This is a genomic window from Desulfovibrio faecalis, assembly GCF_053570625.1.
Map to the genome: position 1 here is coordinate 298,983 of NZ_JBRBQR010000001.1, position 13,976 is coordinate 312,958.

Below are 13,976 nucleotides of genomic sequence, written 5' to 3' on the forward strand. Positions count from 1 at the left end.
TACTCTTCAGAACATCACTCTGAGGTGTGTCACTCACATCAGGGCTTACTGATTTTTTCCAGCCAGATTAGCTCAACACCGTTTGCGGTTTGGGCCTTTTTATACGGCACGAACCCGAATTTTTCGTATAACCGCAAATTGCGGTTACTCTTTGCGCTGGTGAAGAGTTCATAACGGGCGGCCTTAACTGCGGACAAAATTGCCGTCATCAGTGAAGAACCGCACCCCCTGCCCTGCCATTGCGGCAGTACCGCAAGGCGGCCAATGTAGGCAGTGTCATCCGCAAGGTGCGCCCTGACCGTTCCTGCCAGCGTCTGCCCATTTAAGGCCTTGAGCATGACACCAATGCGCCATTCTTCCACTAGCTCGTCAAGCGTTTGCGTGAGAGGCGGAATATCCCAATTTTCTACCAGCCTCGCTTCGCTTTCAAAAGCGGCCTTTTGCAGGGCCAAAATCTGCGGCAGATCAGATTCACTGACTGGCAGGATTATCATCTGCTATTTGCTGTTTTTCAGCGCCATATCAACGGCGCTCTTAAAGAGATCAAGCGGCAGGGCACCGCGAACCACCAGATTGTTCACGAGGAAGTATGGAGTTCCCTCAATGCCGAGCTTCTGGGCATCCATCTGATCTTCAGCGATGATGTCAGTAACCTTTTTGCTGTGCACATCCTTGGCAAGTCGCTTCATGTCCACATTGAGGCCTTCAGCCGTCTTTTTCAAGAAGGCTTCCCCCTCGGCAATGAGCTTATCTCTGTCGGCAAAGAGTGCCTTATAGAACTGCCAGGCCTTTTCCTCACTCTGCTGCGATATGGCGACAAAATATGCCGAAGCGATATTGGCAGGGCCCTTGTCGTCCAGCGGCATGTTTTTGAAAACAAGGCTCACGTCCTTGCCGTATTCCTGCAAAATGGCGTCCACAGTTTTGGATGCTTGCTGACAGAAGTGGCAGGTAAAATCAGAAAAGGCTACAATACGCACCTTGGCCTTGGGTGCGCCCATAACCGGACGCCCTTCGGTTTTAACCGTTTTGGGCACCTTCATGTCTTGCGCCCACTGAGCCTCAAGGCTGTGCTGACGGCGCAAATTCGACCCCTGCTGAGCAATATCAAGCACTGACTCGCTTTGCCTGCGCAACACATCCATGACCAGCTCTGGCCGCTCACGGAACAGTTTTTCAAGCAGCTTGGGCAGGTTTTCTTCCGTAACTTCCACAGCATTTGCAATGGCGCACATACCAGGCACAACCCCGGCAGCCATGGTTGAAGCCAATAGAAAGGACGCCATCATTTTTTTATTGAACATAACTTTCCTCATTTTCTGCGCGCTCGCTTAGCCCTGCTCCGCCTCAAGGCGAATCTGGGTTGCGGCATCCTCAATTTTAAAGAGCAGTTCATCAATGTCAACAGGCTTCATCAAGTAGCCAAACGCCCCTTCACTCATTGCCTGAACCGCAAGTTGCATGTCTGCATGCCCCGAAAGCAAGATCACCTGGGTCTTTGGCCAGCGGGAATGGATAATCTGCAAGGCGGACATGCCATCCATAACAGGCATTTTTACATCCATGATTACAATGCCAAATGGGAACTGCTCCATGGCATCAACGGCTTCTTGTCCGTTAGCAGCGGATTGGCACTCATACCCCCGACGACCAAGGCGCTTGGAGAGTATCCGCGTTACATCTGATTCATCATCAACCAACAGCACTTTTGCTAGTTCCATAATTTCTCCAGCCAAGAGATTGTGCTTTTTTTTACGCGCTTTAATTTTTCGGGGCAAGTTTTGTTGCTCAATCTGCTTTAAGCCTTGACGCTCTCACTACTCTCTTTTACAAACAACCCATTGAAGCTTTCAGTGTACCGCCCCATGTTTCATGTGAAACACGAAGTTTTTCTCTTCAAGTGAACCATGAAAAAAGGTGGCAAAGCCAAAATTTCATGCTCGTTGACGTATCTGCTCCTGACAGGTTCACCTGACGGTTGAAGCAACAGCTCCTCTAAAATCAGTCAAAATGACTGGGAGGCCTCAATGGCGCGCATTATTTCCATCGCAAATCAAAAAGGCGGGGTAGGCAAAACCACCACTGCCATCAACCTTTCCGCTGCCCTTGCAGTCATGGAAAAAAAAGTTCTGCTCGTTGATTGCGATCCGCAGGCTAACAGCACAAGCGGAATAGGCCTGCACCAGGAAGACCTGCACGGCGACCTGTACAACACCTTTTATGAACCAGAAAAGCTGAAAGAAAATATAGCCAAAAGTCGCTCTCCATTTCTGGATATTTTGCCCGCAAGTACCAACCTGGTGGCCGTTGAGCTGGAACTTGTAGACAAAATGGCTCGCGAATTTTTTTTGGACGAATGCCTCAAAAGCGTGCGCAACGACTATGAGTATATCATCCTCGACTGCCCTCCTTCTCTGGGACTTTTGACACTCAACGCCCTCTGCGCGTCACGCGAACTGCTCATTCCCCTGCAATGTGAATTTTTTGCACTTGAAGGCATCGTCAAACTGCTGCAAACCTACGAGCAGGTGAAAAAAAGACTCAACCCGGATCTTTCTCTGCTGGGTGTGGTGCTGACCATGTATGACACGCGCAATCGCCTGACTCGCGAAGTTAAAAACGAAGTGCGCCGCTGCTTCCCCGAGCACCTCTTTGAAACAGTTATTCCCCGCAACGTGCGCCTTTCTGAAGCTCCCAGCCACGGCAAGTCCATCATCCACTATGATATTAAATCAAAGGGTGCGGAAGCCTACCTTGGCTTGGCCAAAGAGATTGTACTGCGCAGACCAAGCAAAAAAAATACGGTTCTGCAATAAGCCAAGGATTATTCTTTGGGCGTGGTATGCTCAAGCGCAACGTGTTTATGAAAATGCTTCTGCCTGATTGTGGTTCCGCAAGCGCGGCAATGAAAAACAAGCAGGCCGCCAACGTTTGCGTTGGTCAGGATAAAAGGACGTTGCGGATCATTACGCCAATCCTCGGTGCTGGCAGCACAGTGGGGGCAGATAACTGAAGGGCTGTAGGGATACTTGAAATCCCAAAACTTCATGAGTTCTTCAAAACTTTCCAGCGGGCCGGCGGCCTGTTCAAGCTCTTGCGGCTTTGCGTCGGCTGCCAAAATGCTGCGAACCTTGGGCTCCATTTTTTCCCAGAGGGGCCAAGGAATGATCACAGAAGAAATATTGCCCTTAATGTCGGTGATGTACTGAAGCTGCGGGTTATCCAGCATAACTAGTCCTTGAAGTAAGAATCGGAACAGAACCAAAGAAGAGCTTTGGAACACAAAAAACGCCACACACAAGGGCAAAACCGCCCATTGCGCAACTAAACAAGCCATGCAGGTTTCTGCCAGAAAACAATAGCGCATAAGGTGCCGCGCCCCAAGGGCAAATGTCAAGGTGACAACAACGAAGTTAGGGTGTTTTACGCAATGAGCTTGCGACTCAAAAAATGCCCCTGCATCGTGCAGCAAATTTGGACATATACAAAATTTGAATGAAGGCAATCACGCAAGCGGTTTGCTGAAACAGCAATCCGCATTGGCAACGGGCCTGCACCACTGCGCCCGGAACACTGGTTGTATTGCCGCAACCACAGCTTATGCTGGAGGAAGAGAAATGAGCAGCAGCAAGGGATTGGGCAGAGGGCTTGACGCACTGTTTGGTGGAACCGCGCCAAAACAGGAACCGCAAGGACAGGAAAGCTCCGTAAACCTGATGCCGATTACGGCATTGCATCCCAACCCCAATCAGCCGCGCAGACACTTTGACGATGCCGCATTGCGGGAACTGGCCGATTCCATAAAATCGCAAGGAATTATCCAGCCGCTGCTTGTGCGCCCTCTGGGTGGAGAAAATACCTATCAGATTGTAGCTGGCGAGCGCCGTTGGCGTGCCGCGCAACTGGCAGGGCTCAAAGAAGTACCCGTTTATGTGCGCCAGTTGAGCGACAAGGAGGTTATGGCCGCTGCTCTTATTGAAAACCTGCAGCGCGAAGACCTCAACCCCATTGAAGAAGCTGAAGCCCTGCAGGCCTTGCGGGATGCCCTAGAGCTAACGCAGGAAGAACTGGCGAGCCGACTTGGCAAAAGCCGCCCAGCTATAGCCAACGCATTGCGTTTACTGCAATTGAGCGCAACGGCACGGGCCGACATTCAGGCTGGCTTGCTCAGCGCGGGGCACGCGCGCTGCCTGCTGGGCATTGACGCCCCTATTGCTTCCGAAGCCTTGCGCCAGCGCATCCTGAGCCATAAACTGACCGTGCGCGAAGCAGAAGACGCCGCCGCCTACTGGCGGGGACACAACGCCTTGCCCTGGGAACAGGAAGACACAAGTCCGCAACCCCGCGCCAAGGCACCAAGAAAGAAAAGCCCGCAGTTCAAGACCCTGCAAATGAATCTTTGCTCCAGCATTGGCTGCAAAACGCAGGTAAGCGGAGACGAAAATAGCGGCCGCATTGCGTTTGCATACGGCAGCCGTGAAGAGCTTGAACAACTCTTGCAAAAACTTGGAGTGAGCCTGGCGGAAGCAGAAGAAGATTCTACAGAAAATACCGCTGAATAAGCAGCGAGAGATTACGCGGACAGAACAGATACCCTGCCCAGCTAATACGAAGATAAGCGCAACCGGAGCATTCCGCATTGCGCTTATCTTTTTTTGAAGAGATCAGGCCTTGACCAAGAGCGCACCAAACATGCCTTCAAGCCAGGGGTGTTCGTGTGGTGTCTGCCACTGCCTGAGCACCTGCAAGCCGTCTACTTCACGGACAAGTTGTTCAATCTGCTTTTCATTCTCATTGGGCCGAAGAGTGCAGGTAATGTAGGCTATCTGGCTACCCGAACGCGCCTTTGTTGCGAGACTGCGTAAAATGGATTGCTGCAAACTCTGATGTTCGATGGCTTCTTGCGGGGGCCTACGGCGTATATCTGGCCTGCGGGCAAGCACGCCAAGTCCGGAACAGGGAGCGTCCACAAGCAGATGCCCATCCCAGTATTTGAGCGGCGGTTTGACTGCATCGGCAAGAGCAACAGATGGGCAAGCAAGACCAAGCCGCAGGCACTGACCCGGCAAACCCGAAAGACGCAGCATGCTGCGGTCTGTAGCAAAAGAAACCGCAACCTCCCGCTCAAGCAGGGCAACAGTCTTCCCGCCAAAACCAGCGCAGACATCCCAAACGGGTTTATCCCAACCGTAGAGACCAAGCTCCTCAAGAACAAGCTGTGAACCTGCGGATTGATAAGAAAGCGCACCTTCATTTTGAAAGTCGTGCAGCGACTGACCACAAACAGATGTCGGTTGCACACCCGGCGCAAAAGCAATCCCCCACTGCCCCACAGCTTCTCCACCACAGGCGAGCAATGCCTCACGCAATACCACGGCATCTGAATGTTGCGCATTGAGACGCACCGCGTTCCAGGGGCGCTCAAACGACCGTCGTGCAAGCTGCAAGGCGGCATCACGCCCGTAGTGCTTGTACCAATGCCCCATAATCCACAGCGGCAAAGAATAAAAAAGTCCCATGTGCTCCGCACATCCGAACTCGGCATCCTTGGACAGATAAAAATCTTCATGCATGGGGGCGTCTGCAAGGCGCTGTACTGAACGCAAAGCCCCATTGGCCACACGGGCCAGCCCTTGACCATACAAGGCCCGTGCAGTCTCTACAGCGCTAAAAACAGCGGCATAGTCCGGCACCTTGGACTGAAAAAGCAGTCCGTAAACAGCAAGGCCCAACACATGAAGTAAAGGGCGTGGCAAGGATTGCGGGCGCGGCAGCACTCTGGATAAAATAAACGCAATGCGAAGTTCCGTTCGCAGGTATCCGTATACGAGCTCTGAACACAGATTGCGTTCAACCGGGGCAAGGCCTGAAGTTTCTGAGCTGGAAGCGGTTGTGGAAGCACTGGGCAAAGCCGCTGCAAGTGCCTGCTGGGCTGTCATGCCAGTATCTGCCAGCAACAAAGCCCACAGTGCGCAATGCCGGGCCGTAGGGGAAAGCTTGCGAATTTTCCCAGGCAAGGGCGCAGAGCCTGATTGGGCAGCGCGGATTGTAGCCATGTTATGCCCTGCCCTGATTCAAGGGTTGTGAAAGGCCAAGAAAAATACGCACAGCGTCTTCCAGCGCCTTCATAGGCACAAGCGTATCAACGCACGGCCCATGCGGCCTCTGATTAAGAACACCAAAGACAGGCAAAGGGTAACTGTCCTGAATGCCGGATGTAAGGTCACGTTCGCAAGCAACAGCAATAATGCAGCGCGGGCGAGTTTGCACCACAATGCGGCGGGCAATGGTGCCGCCCGTGGCTATGGCAAGCCGCACACCATATTTGTCCCTCAATGCAAGCAACTCACCAACCGGACATTTACCGCAGCGCTGACAATTGTCCGGATTGTGGACGAGCCTTTGCGGGCACAAGGCCTGCTGAACGCAATGCGGTAAAAGCAGCAAAAGCTCCTGCGGCTGCGCCGTACAGCCACTGGCAAGAACAAGCTCGTTGTTCACTTTAATAAAGCTTCGGCGCACTCTTCCCCTGTCAATCCCAACTGCCTTTGCAAGCAATTCCATAAGCGGAAAAAAAAGACGAATGGTGACATGCCGCACACTGTCCACACCCGGCAATGATTTTCCTGTATAAATATGAAAGATAAGAATAATACAAAGCCACAACAGGGCCACAATGACAACAAAACCAAAACCCATACTGAGCGATGGAAGCCAGTGTTGCGTTGAGAAAAAGCCAATCCACGGCAGAATAAGAAAAAAAGCAACCCCGAGGCACAGCAGAAGGCACGAGGCAAGCATGAGCCCGATAAAAACGCGCTTTCGCGCTCCACCATACTGCTCTGGCGGCAAAGAAAAGGGCGATTTACGAAACATGTGGCCTCGGTTTGAAAAATCAGAAGCAAAAAACAGTCATGAGCCTCAAATTCGCACAAAACTGACCCTATGGAAAGCGCAAGGTCGCAACGCGATACATAGGTCAAAAAAAGAAAAAACGAGGCTCAAAAGAGCCTCATTAAAAACACCCATTGCGGAAAAAAACCATCACTCCCCAGGTTCGGGAATTCTTGCCAGACCGCAAACACCCTTTGGCAAACCGCGCAACACTCCGTTGAGCAGATCGCGTGCGGACATCTCTTTTTTACCATGAGGTTTGACGGTAGACAGCACATACCAGCAATCAGCGCAGGCTATGCTCAAACCGTCTGCATCAACACGCAATGCACCGGGGGTATGCCCTTGTGCAGATTCCCCCACCCTGCCCGGGGCAAGAATGAGCGAAAGCGCTTCGCGCTGCATGCCATCGCTGTCCACAGTTTCCAGTACAGTGCGCGCTCCTGGCCAGGGGGTAACTCCCCGTACCCGGGCATGAACCTGGGCGACAGGAAGCGACCAGTCAATAAAGCCGTCTTCCTTGGAAATTTTAGGAGCATGGGTGGCGAGCGTATCGTCCTGCTCCACTGCCTGCGCCTTGCCGTCAAGGATATCGTCAAAAACGCGCACAAGCAGTTCTGCGCCTATGCCAGCAAGGGCATCGTGCAGGGAACCTGCCGTATGCTCGCCAATGGGCAGGCCATCTGTTGCAAAAACGGGCCCGGCATCAAGTTTGCGCACTATGCGCATGATGGAAATACCAGCACGAGCGCCAGGCTGCCAGCCTTCCATAACTGCCCGCTGAATGGGTGCAGCACCTCGCAGGCCAGGTAAAAGCGAAGCATGAACATTGATGGTATCAAGCGTAGGCATGCCAAGGACGGCATCCGGCAAAATGAGGCCATAAGCCGCCACAGCCAGCAGATCAGGCTTGAAAGCCGCCAGCTCAGCCTGTGCCTCGGCACCTTTCAGGCTGGCAGGCTGCATGACAGGCAGCCCAAGTTGCAAGGCGAGCTTTTTGACTGGCGATTCCGAAAGCTTGTGGCCGCGCCCTGCTGGTCTGTCCGGCTGGGTGTAGACAGCCACAATTTCGCCACGAGGCCAGGCCGCCAGCCTTTTCAGGCTGGCGGCGGCAAACTCGGGCGTTCCCATAAAGACTATACGGCACTTTTTCGTTTGAGCCATTTTTTCACCTTGCTGTCGTACAGGGTGCGGCGCAGCCGGCTTATTTTGTCAATAAACAGAATGCCGTCCAGATGGTCATATTCATGCTGGATAATAATAGCCGGGAACTCGTCCAGATCCTCATCGATGATATTGCCGTCCAGATCCATTGCATGCAGATGCACATTGCTCATGCGCTTGACATCGGCCCTGTAGTTCATGGGGACAGAAAGGCAGCCTTCCTGTTCACTCAGAACTTCTTCGCCGGAGAGGGTCAGCACAGGGTTAATCAGCACCCTGGGCTGCTTTTCCTCGTCCTTCATGGCAGGATCCATCACAAGCATGCGGATGTTGCGCCCAACCTGCGGCGCAGCAAGCCCCACACCGGGAGCAGCGTACATGGTTTCAAGCATGTCGGCTGCAAGCTGGCGAATGTCGTCCGTCACCTCGGCAACAGGTTCGCAAACCTCTTTGAGCCTGGGGTCAGGATAGGTGACAATATCGAGAATCATGCAGACGTTCGCCTCCTAAGCTTTGTCGGCTGTAGCGCCGTCCTTTTTCTGTTCTGCGCCGGGCACTTCACGCAAGCGCAATCCGAGATCCCGCAACTGACGCGAAGACACCGGGGAAGGTGCGTTGGTCATGAGGCAGGTCGCCTTCTGCGTCTTGGGGAAGGCAATGACATCACGGATGCTGGACGAACCGGAAAGCAGCATGACAAGACGGTCGAGGCCAAAAGCCAAACCGCCATGGGGCGGCGCACCCAGATCAAGCGCCTGAATGAGAAAGCCAAACTGCTCTTCGGCCTGCTCAGGCGTAAAGCCAAGGGCCTCAAACATACGGCGCTGCACTTCACCGGAGTGGATACGGATGGAACCGCCGCCAACTTCGCAGCCGTTGAGCACCATATCATAGGCGCGGGCGCGGACCTTGGCAGGATCAGTAACCATCAGTTCCATATGACCAGGCGCAGGCGAGGTGAAAGGATGGTGGCAGGCCACATAACGCTTTGCTTCCTCGTCGTATTCGTACAGCGGAAAATCCGTAACCCAAAGGAAGTTGAAACTGTTTTCAGGAATCAGCTTCAGATGGTTAGCAAGATGCACACGCAGGTTGCCAAGGGCGGCATTGACCATTGAAGCCTCGCCCGCCTGGAAAAAGACAATGTCGCCGACCTGAAGATCGAGCGCTTCAGCAATACCCTTGCGCTCATCGTCCGAAAGAAACTTGGCGATGGGCGACTGCCATTCGTCGGCCTTGATCTTGATCCAGGCCAGACCCTGAGCACCATAAATCTTGACGAATTCAGTAAAGGCGTCAATTTCTTTGCGGGTCATGGACTCGCCGCCGGGAACCTTCATACCCTTGACCAGCTGCGCAGTGGCAAAAAGCTTGAAACCGGAGCCACGCACAATATCCGTAATATCCACAAGCTCAAGCCCAAAACGGGTGTCGGGCTTGTCCACGCCATAACGGGCCATGGCTTCGTCCCAAGGCATGCGGGGGAAGGGAAGCGTCAGGTCCTTGCCCATCACATCCTTGAAAACGCGGGCCATAAGGCCTTCGGCAATGCCCATGACCTGTTCTTCATCGGCAAAGCTCATTTCAAGGTCGACCTGAGTGAATTCAGGCTGACGGTCAGCACGAAGGTCTTCATCGCGGAAGCAGCGCACGATCTGGAAGTAACGCTCCATGCCGGCAACCATCAGCAGCTGCTTGAACAACTGGGGAGACTGCGGCAAAGCGTAAAATTCACCGTTGTTCAAACGGCTGGGCACCAGAAAGTCGCGCGCACCTTCAGGAGTAGATTTGGTAAGCACCGGGGTTTCCACTTCCGTAAAGCCATTGTCATCCAGAAAACAGCGGGCGGCCTGCGAAACCTTGTGCCGCAGACGCAGATTGGCCTGCATGCGCGGACGGCGCAGATCAAGATAACGCCAGGTAAGGCGCAGGTTTTCACCAGCATCGCTGCGGTCTTCAATAGCAAAAGGCGGCGTCTTGGAAGTATTGAGCAGCTTCCACTCATGGGCCACAATTTCAATCTGGCCAGTGACCATATTGGCGTTGACCATGCCTTCGGGGCGCGGACGCACCTTGCCCTTGACCGCAAGCACATACTCCGAACGCAGAATATGCGCGTTTTCGTGCGCAGAAGGAGCGATATCCGGGCTGAAAACAACCTGGGTGAGACCGTCACGGTCGCGCAGGTCGACAAATATCAGGCCGCCGTGGTCGCGGCGGTACTGCACCCAACCCATCAGGCAAACATCTTCACCATCATTGGTAATGGTCAACTGACCGCAGGAATGGCTGCGCTGCCAGTCACCAAGCTCAGTGACAAATTTCTGGTGTTCGCGCTGCACATCCTGCTGCGCGTCCTGCGTCTGCATCTGTTCAGTCATTGTTGGTTCCCGTTTGCAAGAATTGGAGTACGCCCGACTGCGGCACAGAGCACTGCTCGCCGCTTTCAAGGTTTTTAACGACCACTGTGCCCTGAGCGGCTTCGTCAGGGCCAATAATCAGACAATGCCCGGCGCCGGACTTTCCAGCCTGACGCATAAGGCTTTTAAAGCCGCCTTCACTGAAATTCATTTCGCCAGTCAGCCCGGCGTCACGCAGCTCCTGGGCAAGCTGCCAGCCCTGAGCGCGGCTCTGCGCGTCCATGGCAACCAGATAAAAATCCGCTGCCTGGCCACTGCCCTCGCCCATCATGAGGGCAAGGCGTTCCATGCCGCAGGCAAAGCCAACGCCCGGAACATCAGGACCGCCAAGGCTCTTCACAAGGCCATCATACCTGCCGCCGCCGGCCACAGCAGCCTGCGCGCCAATGCTACCGCTTACCACCTCAAAAGTAGTGCGGCAATAGTAGTCAAGTCCGCGCACAAGCCTGTGATCAAGCTCAAAGGATAGTCCCTGACCTTGCAGCAGTTCCAGCACCGTATCAAAGTGGGTGCGGCATTCAGGGCAATTGTAATCAATAAGTTTGGGGGCATTGTCGGTAATGGCGCGGCAGCCGGGCTGCTTGCAGTCAAGCACGCGCAAGGGGTTGGTTTCCACCCTGCGGGCGCAGTCCGGGCAAAGGGCGTCCTTGTCAACTCCGGCAAGGTATTCGAGCAAAGCCGCCTTGAATTTGGGACGGCATTCAGAACAGCCAAGGGAATTGATCTTGAGCGTCAGATCCGTAAGGCCAAGATCCAACAAAAAGCGCAGCAGCATGCTGACAAGTTCTGCATCTGCCATGGGGCTGTGGCTGCCAAGACACTCACAGTTGATCTGGTGAAACTGACGCATGCGGCCCTTCTGCGGGCGCTCGTAGCGGAACATGGGGCCGGTGGTGAACAGCCGGCTCACAGGTTCGCGGTTGGTCAGGCCGCTCTCGATATAGGCGCGCATAACGCCAGCCGTAGCTTCAGGCCGCAGGGTAAGCGAACGGCCCTTACGGTCAGGAAAGGTATACATTTCTTTTTGCACCACATCGGTTTCCTCACCGATGGAGCGGCAAAAAAGTTCCGTAAATTCCAGCAGCGGCGTACGCAGTTCCACAAAACCGTAGCGACCAAAAACCTGACGCGCGGTATTTTCAATGCGCGTGAACTGGTCGCTGTCCGGCGGAAACATATCCGCAAAACCCTTGATACGTGCGATACTCATGGCTTCCTCATAAAAAACTGGCTGCCCTGACGTGCAAGACAGCGCGAAAGAAATGGTCTACCTGCTGGCGCAGGGGGATTCAAGGCTGAATTTTCCGGCGCAGTCATCACAAGGCACGGGATATTCGCCAGTGAAACAGGCCATGCAGTAATGCTGCGGCTTGCTCACAGAACCCAGCAAGCCAGCGATGCTGAGATAATGCAAAGAATCCACATCCAGCTTGCGGGTAATTTCCGCCAGATTATGCTGCGCCGCAATAAGCTCCCCGCGCGAAGAAAAGTCTATGCCGTAAAAGCAGGGAAACTTGACCGGCGGGCTGGAAATGCGGATGTGCACCTCTCTTGCCCCCAGTTCCCGCAGCTTTTTGACGCGGGTCATCATGGTGGTGCCACGCACAATGCTGTCGTCAATGATGCAGATGCGCTTACCTTCAATCATTTCACGCACTGGGTTGATCTTAACCCTCACCCCAAAGCTGCGCATGCTCTGCGAAGGCTGGATAAAGGTACGCCCAACATAGTGGTTGCGGATCATGGCGTGCTCATAGGGCAAGCCGGAACGCTGGGCAAAACCAAGGGCAGGGTAAATGCCCGAATCCGGAAAGGGCATCACGTAATCCACTTCCGGCGCAGATTCGTCAGCCAGATTCCAGCCCATTTTTTTGCGGCACAGATAGACCTGCTCGTCAAAAATATAGGAGTCGGGCCTGGCAAAATAGACCAGCTCAAAAATACACTGGCGAGGCTTCTCGGGCAGCGGCCCCATAAGGTGATCGCTGCGAACGCTGTTGCCGTCTACAATAATCATTTCGCCCGGTTCCACAGAACGTTCAAAATCGGCCTCAAGCAAATCAAAGGCGCATGTTTCGGAGGCAAACACAGGGCTGCCGTTCATGCGACCAAAAGCAAGAGGATGGAAGCCGTGCGGGTCGCGCACCGCCACCATAACACCGTCTACCATAACCAGCAGACAGTACGCGCCGCGAACCCGGGCGCAGGTTTCCTTGACTGCGCCGGGCAGGTCGTTATGCCTGAGTGCGCGCACCAGCAGATGCATGAACACTTCCGTGTCATTGCTGGTAGAAAATATGGCGCCCTCGTTTTCAAGGTCTTCGCGCAACTGCGCGGCATTGACCAGATTACCGTTGTGCGCAAGCACCACATCCCGCCCCTTGAAATGGGCAAGGAAGGGCTGGGCATTGCTGCTTGAGGAACGCCCGGTGGTGGAATAACGCACATGACCTATGGCCGTTCTGCCTGTCAGAGCCTTGAGATGCGCCTCTGAAAAAACATCGGGCACAAGGCCCATGCCCTTGTGTTCGTGTACGCCGTCGGTGTCAAAGGTAACTATGCCCGCGCTTTCCTGTCCGCGATGCTGCTGTGCATACAAACCGAAATAAGCCAGACGAGCTGCTTCCTCGTGGTCATAAATGCCGAATACGCCGCATTCGTGCTTGATCATAGGCCTTACTTCTTCAGTTTTTTGCGCAGATGCGCAATGCGATTATCGATGACCGACGGATTGGGATAATCGTCGCGGGCCAGTTCAAAGTTTTTCAGGGCTTCTTTACCCTTACCGAGCTGCTCAAGGGCATCAGCCAGCAAATAGCCCGCCAGACCACGCAGAATCTTGTCCGGATCGCTGTCCAGTATCTGCTGGCAAAGGTCAGACACATCCTGCCAGCGTTCCCTTGCCATGTTCTGGTCGGCAAGGTCGTACATGCACATTATTTTGTCATGATCCGCCATGGGCAGAGCAAGACACTGTTGCAAGGTATCTTCGCCTGCGTCAAATCGGCGGAGGTTGAACTGCATGGCCGCCAGCCTGCGGTAACCATCCACAGTCTGCTCCGCCGACAACCCGGCAAGTCCTATATAAGCATTCCAGGCGTCAGCCGCACGGCCATAACGCCGCAAACCTTCGTTTACCTCGCCCATGCGCCGCAAAATAACGGCGCTTCTAGCGTCATTGTCTGCAAATTCCGCCAACATGGTTTCAAGGCATTCAAGGGTGGCACGAGGTTCCTGCCCGGCGGCATTGAGAACCACCAGCAATTGCTGCCACGCTTCCCAACGCGAATCAGCATCCCGTGCCTCACGCAGATAACGCTCAAGCAGCCTTTCGGCAAGGGACCAATCACGCAAAGAAACTGCGGTGCGGGCTGCGGAAAGGTCATCGCCCACCATGCTCTGGTCTTTGCAAGCACACAAAAAGCCAGCAAAAACCAGACACAGGCACAGGGTTAAACCCTTACCGCAAACCCGCCGCAATATTCTCATCAGCTGTGG

14 protein-coding genes are annotated in these 13,976 nt (G+C 54.1%); 2 read left to right on the top strand and 12 right to left on the bottom strand.

Going from position 1 to position 13,976, the window contains the following annotated elements; all coding sequences use genetic code 11:
* Window positions 1-38 precede the first annotated feature (38 nt).
* The 3 genes from ACUZ79_RS01245 to ACUZ79_RS01255 are packed head-to-tail and all read right to left on the bottom strand — an operon-like array spanning window position 39 to window position 1,721.
* Complete coding sequence (locus ACUZ79_RS01245; protein ID WP_449250454.1) at window positions 39-494, bottom strand: GNAT family N-acetyltransferase; 456 nt, start codon at window positions 492-494, stop codon at window positions 39-41.
* 3 nt (window positions 495-497) lie between these two features.
* The gene (locus tag ACUZ79_RS01250) at window positions 498-1,304 is read right to left on the bottom strand and encodes a DsbA family protein (protein WP_449250455.1); all 807 of its coding nucleotides are present in this window, start codon (window positions 1,302-1,304) and stop codon (window positions 498-500) included.
* A gap of 27 nt (window positions 1,305-1,331) precedes the next feature.
* On the bottom strand, window positions 1,332-1,721 hold the full coding sequence (locus ACUZ79_RS01255; protein ID WP_449250456.1) for a response regulator: 390 nt from the start codon (window positions 1,719-1,721) through the stop codon (window positions 1,332-1,334).
* A gap of 306 nt (window positions 1,722-2,027) precedes the next feature.
* Between ACUZ79_RS01255 and ACUZ79_RS01260 the strand changes: the two genes are divergently transcribed.
* Entirely contained in the window at window positions 2,028-2,816 is a 789-nt protein-coding gene (locus tag ACUZ79_RS01260) for a ParA family protein (RefSeq protein WP_022659024.1), read from the top strand.
* 8 nt (window positions 2,817-2,824) lie between these two features.
* Here ACUZ79_RS01260 and ACUZ79_RS01265 read toward each other — a convergent pair whose 3' ends face one another.
* Complete coding sequence (locus ACUZ79_RS01265; protein ID WP_449250457.1) at window positions 2,825-3,337, bottom strand: hypothetical protein; 513 nt, start codon at window positions 3,335-3,337, stop codon at window positions 2,825-2,827.
* Between the two features lie 280 nt (window positions 3,338-3,617).
* Here ACUZ79_RS01265 and ACUZ79_RS01270 point away from each other — a divergent pair, with 280 nt between their 5' ends.
* A complete protein-coding gene (locus tag ACUZ79_RS01270) occupies window positions 3,618-4,562 on the top strand; it encodes a ParB/RepB/Spo0J family partition protein (protein WP_449250458.1) in 945 nt (314 codons plus the stop codon).
* Between the two features lie 102 nt (window positions 4,563-4,664).
* Here the strand turns inward: ACUZ79_RS01270 and ACUZ79_RS01275 are convergent, their stop codons facing one another.
* From ACUZ79_RS01275 to ACUZ79_RS01310, 8 genes are all read right to left on the bottom strand, one after another.
* On the bottom strand, window positions 4,665-6,056 hold the full coding sequence (locus ACUZ79_RS01275) for a transcription antitermination factor NusB (RefSeq protein WP_449250459.1): 1,392 nt from the start codon (window positions 6,054-6,056) through the stop codon (window positions 4,665-4,667).
* 1 nt (window position 6,057) lies between these two features.
* Window positions 6,058-6,699: a DUF116 domain-containing protein gene (locus ACUZ79_RS01280; RefSeq protein ID WP_449250460.1), complete on the bottom strand. Its 642-nt coding sequence runs from the start codon at window positions 6,697-6,699 to the stop codon at window positions 6,058-6,060.
* A 345-nt stretch (window positions 6,700-7,044) separates the two neighbouring features.
* Window positions 7,045-8,058: a methionyl-tRNA formyltransferase gene (gene fmt / locus ACUZ79_RS01285; RefSeq protein WP_449250461.1), complete on the bottom strand. Its 1,014-nt coding sequence runs from the start codon at window positions 8,056-8,058 to the stop codon at window positions 7,045-7,047.
* The gene (gene def, locus ACUZ79_RS01290) at window positions 8,031-8,549 is read right to left on the bottom strand and encodes a peptide deformylase (protein WP_240823272.1); all 519 of its coding nucleotides are present in this window, start codon (window positions 8,547-8,549) and stop codon (window positions 8,031-8,033) included. The genes fmt and def overlap by 28 nt, the downstream gene beginning before the upstream one ends.
* A gap of 15 nt (window positions 8,550-8,564) precedes the next feature.
* Entirely contained in the window at window positions 8,565-10,439 is a 1,875-nt protein-coding gene (gene aspS, locus ACUZ79_RS01295) for an aspartate--tRNA ligase (protein WP_449250462.1), read from the bottom strand.
* Entirely contained in the window at window positions 10,432-11,688 is a 1,257-nt protein-coding gene (gene hisS, locus ACUZ79_RS01300; protein WP_449250463.1) for a histidine--tRNA ligase, read from the bottom strand. The genes aspS and hisS overlap by 8 nt, the downstream gene beginning before the upstream one ends.
* Before the next feature lie 57 nt (window positions 11,689-11,745).
* On the bottom strand, window positions 11,746-13,149 hold the full coding sequence (purF, locus tag ACUZ79_RS01305) for an amidophosphoribosyltransferase (RefSeq protein ID WP_240823275.1): 1,404 nt from the start codon (window positions 13,147-13,149) through the stop codon (window positions 11,746-11,748).
* A 5-nt stretch (window positions 13,150-13,154) separates the two neighbouring features.
* Window positions 13,155-13,967: a tetratricopeptide repeat protein gene (locus ACUZ79_RS01310; RefSeq protein ID WP_449250464.1), complete on the bottom strand. Its 813-nt coding sequence runs from the start codon at window positions 13,965-13,967 to the stop codon at window positions 13,155-13,157.
* Between the last annotated feature and the right edge of the window lie 9 nt (window positions 13,968-13,976).

Coding starts and splice junctions, on each gene's coding strand:
- ACUZ79_RS01260 (WP_022659024.1), top strand. CDS start 2,028: ATGGCGCGCATTATTTCCATCGCAAATCAAAAAGGCGGGGTAGGCAAA.
- ACUZ79_RS01250 (WP_449250455.1), bottom strand. CDS start 1,304: ATGTTCAATAAAAAAATGATGGCGTCCTTTCTATTGGCTTCAACCATG.
- def (WP_240823272.1), bottom strand. CDS start 8,549: ATGATTCTCGATATTGTCACCTATCCTGACCCCAGGCTCAAAGAGGTT.
- hisS (WP_449250463.1), bottom strand. CDS start 11,688: ATGAGTATCGCACGTATCAAGGGTTTTGCGGATATGTTTCCGCCGGAC.
- ACUZ79_RS01280 (WP_449250460.1), bottom strand. CDS start 6,699: ATGGGTTTTGGTTTTGTTGTCATTGTGGCCCTGTTGTGGCTTTGTATT.
- aspS (WP_449250462.1), bottom strand. CDS start 10,439: ATGACTGAACAGATGCAGACGCAGGACGCGCAGCAGGATGTGCAGCGC.
- ACUZ79_RS01255 (WP_449250456.1), bottom strand. CDS start 1,721: ATGGAACTAGCAAAAGTGCTGTTGGTTGATGATGAATCAGATGTAACG.
- ACUZ79_RS01275 (WP_449250459.1), bottom strand. CDS start 6,056: ATGGCTACAATCCGCGCTGCCCAATCAGGCTCTGCGCCCTTGCCTGGG.
- ACUZ79_RS01270 (WP_449250458.1), top strand. CDS start 3,618: ATGAGCAGCAGCAAGGGATTGGGCAGAGGGCTTGACGCACTGTTTGGT.
- purF (WP_240823275.1), bottom strand. CDS start 13,149: ATGATCAAGCACGAATGCGGCGTATTCGGCATTTATGACCACGAGGAA.
- fmt (WP_449250461.1), bottom strand. CDS start 8,058: ATGGCTCAAACGAAAAAGTGCCGTATAGTCTTTATGGGAACGCCCGAG.
- ACUZ79_RS01265 (WP_449250457.1), bottom strand. CDS start 3,337: ATGGCTTGTTTAGTTGCGCAATGGGCGGTTTTGCCCTTGTGTGTGGCG.
- ACUZ79_RS01310 (WP_449250464.1), bottom strand. CDS start 13,967: ATGAGAATATTGCGGCGGGTTTGCGGTAAGGGTTTAACCCTGTGCCTG.
- ACUZ79_RS01245 (WP_449250454.1), bottom strand. CDS start 494: ATGATAATCCTGCCAGTCAGTGAATCTGATCTGCCGCAGATTTTGGCC.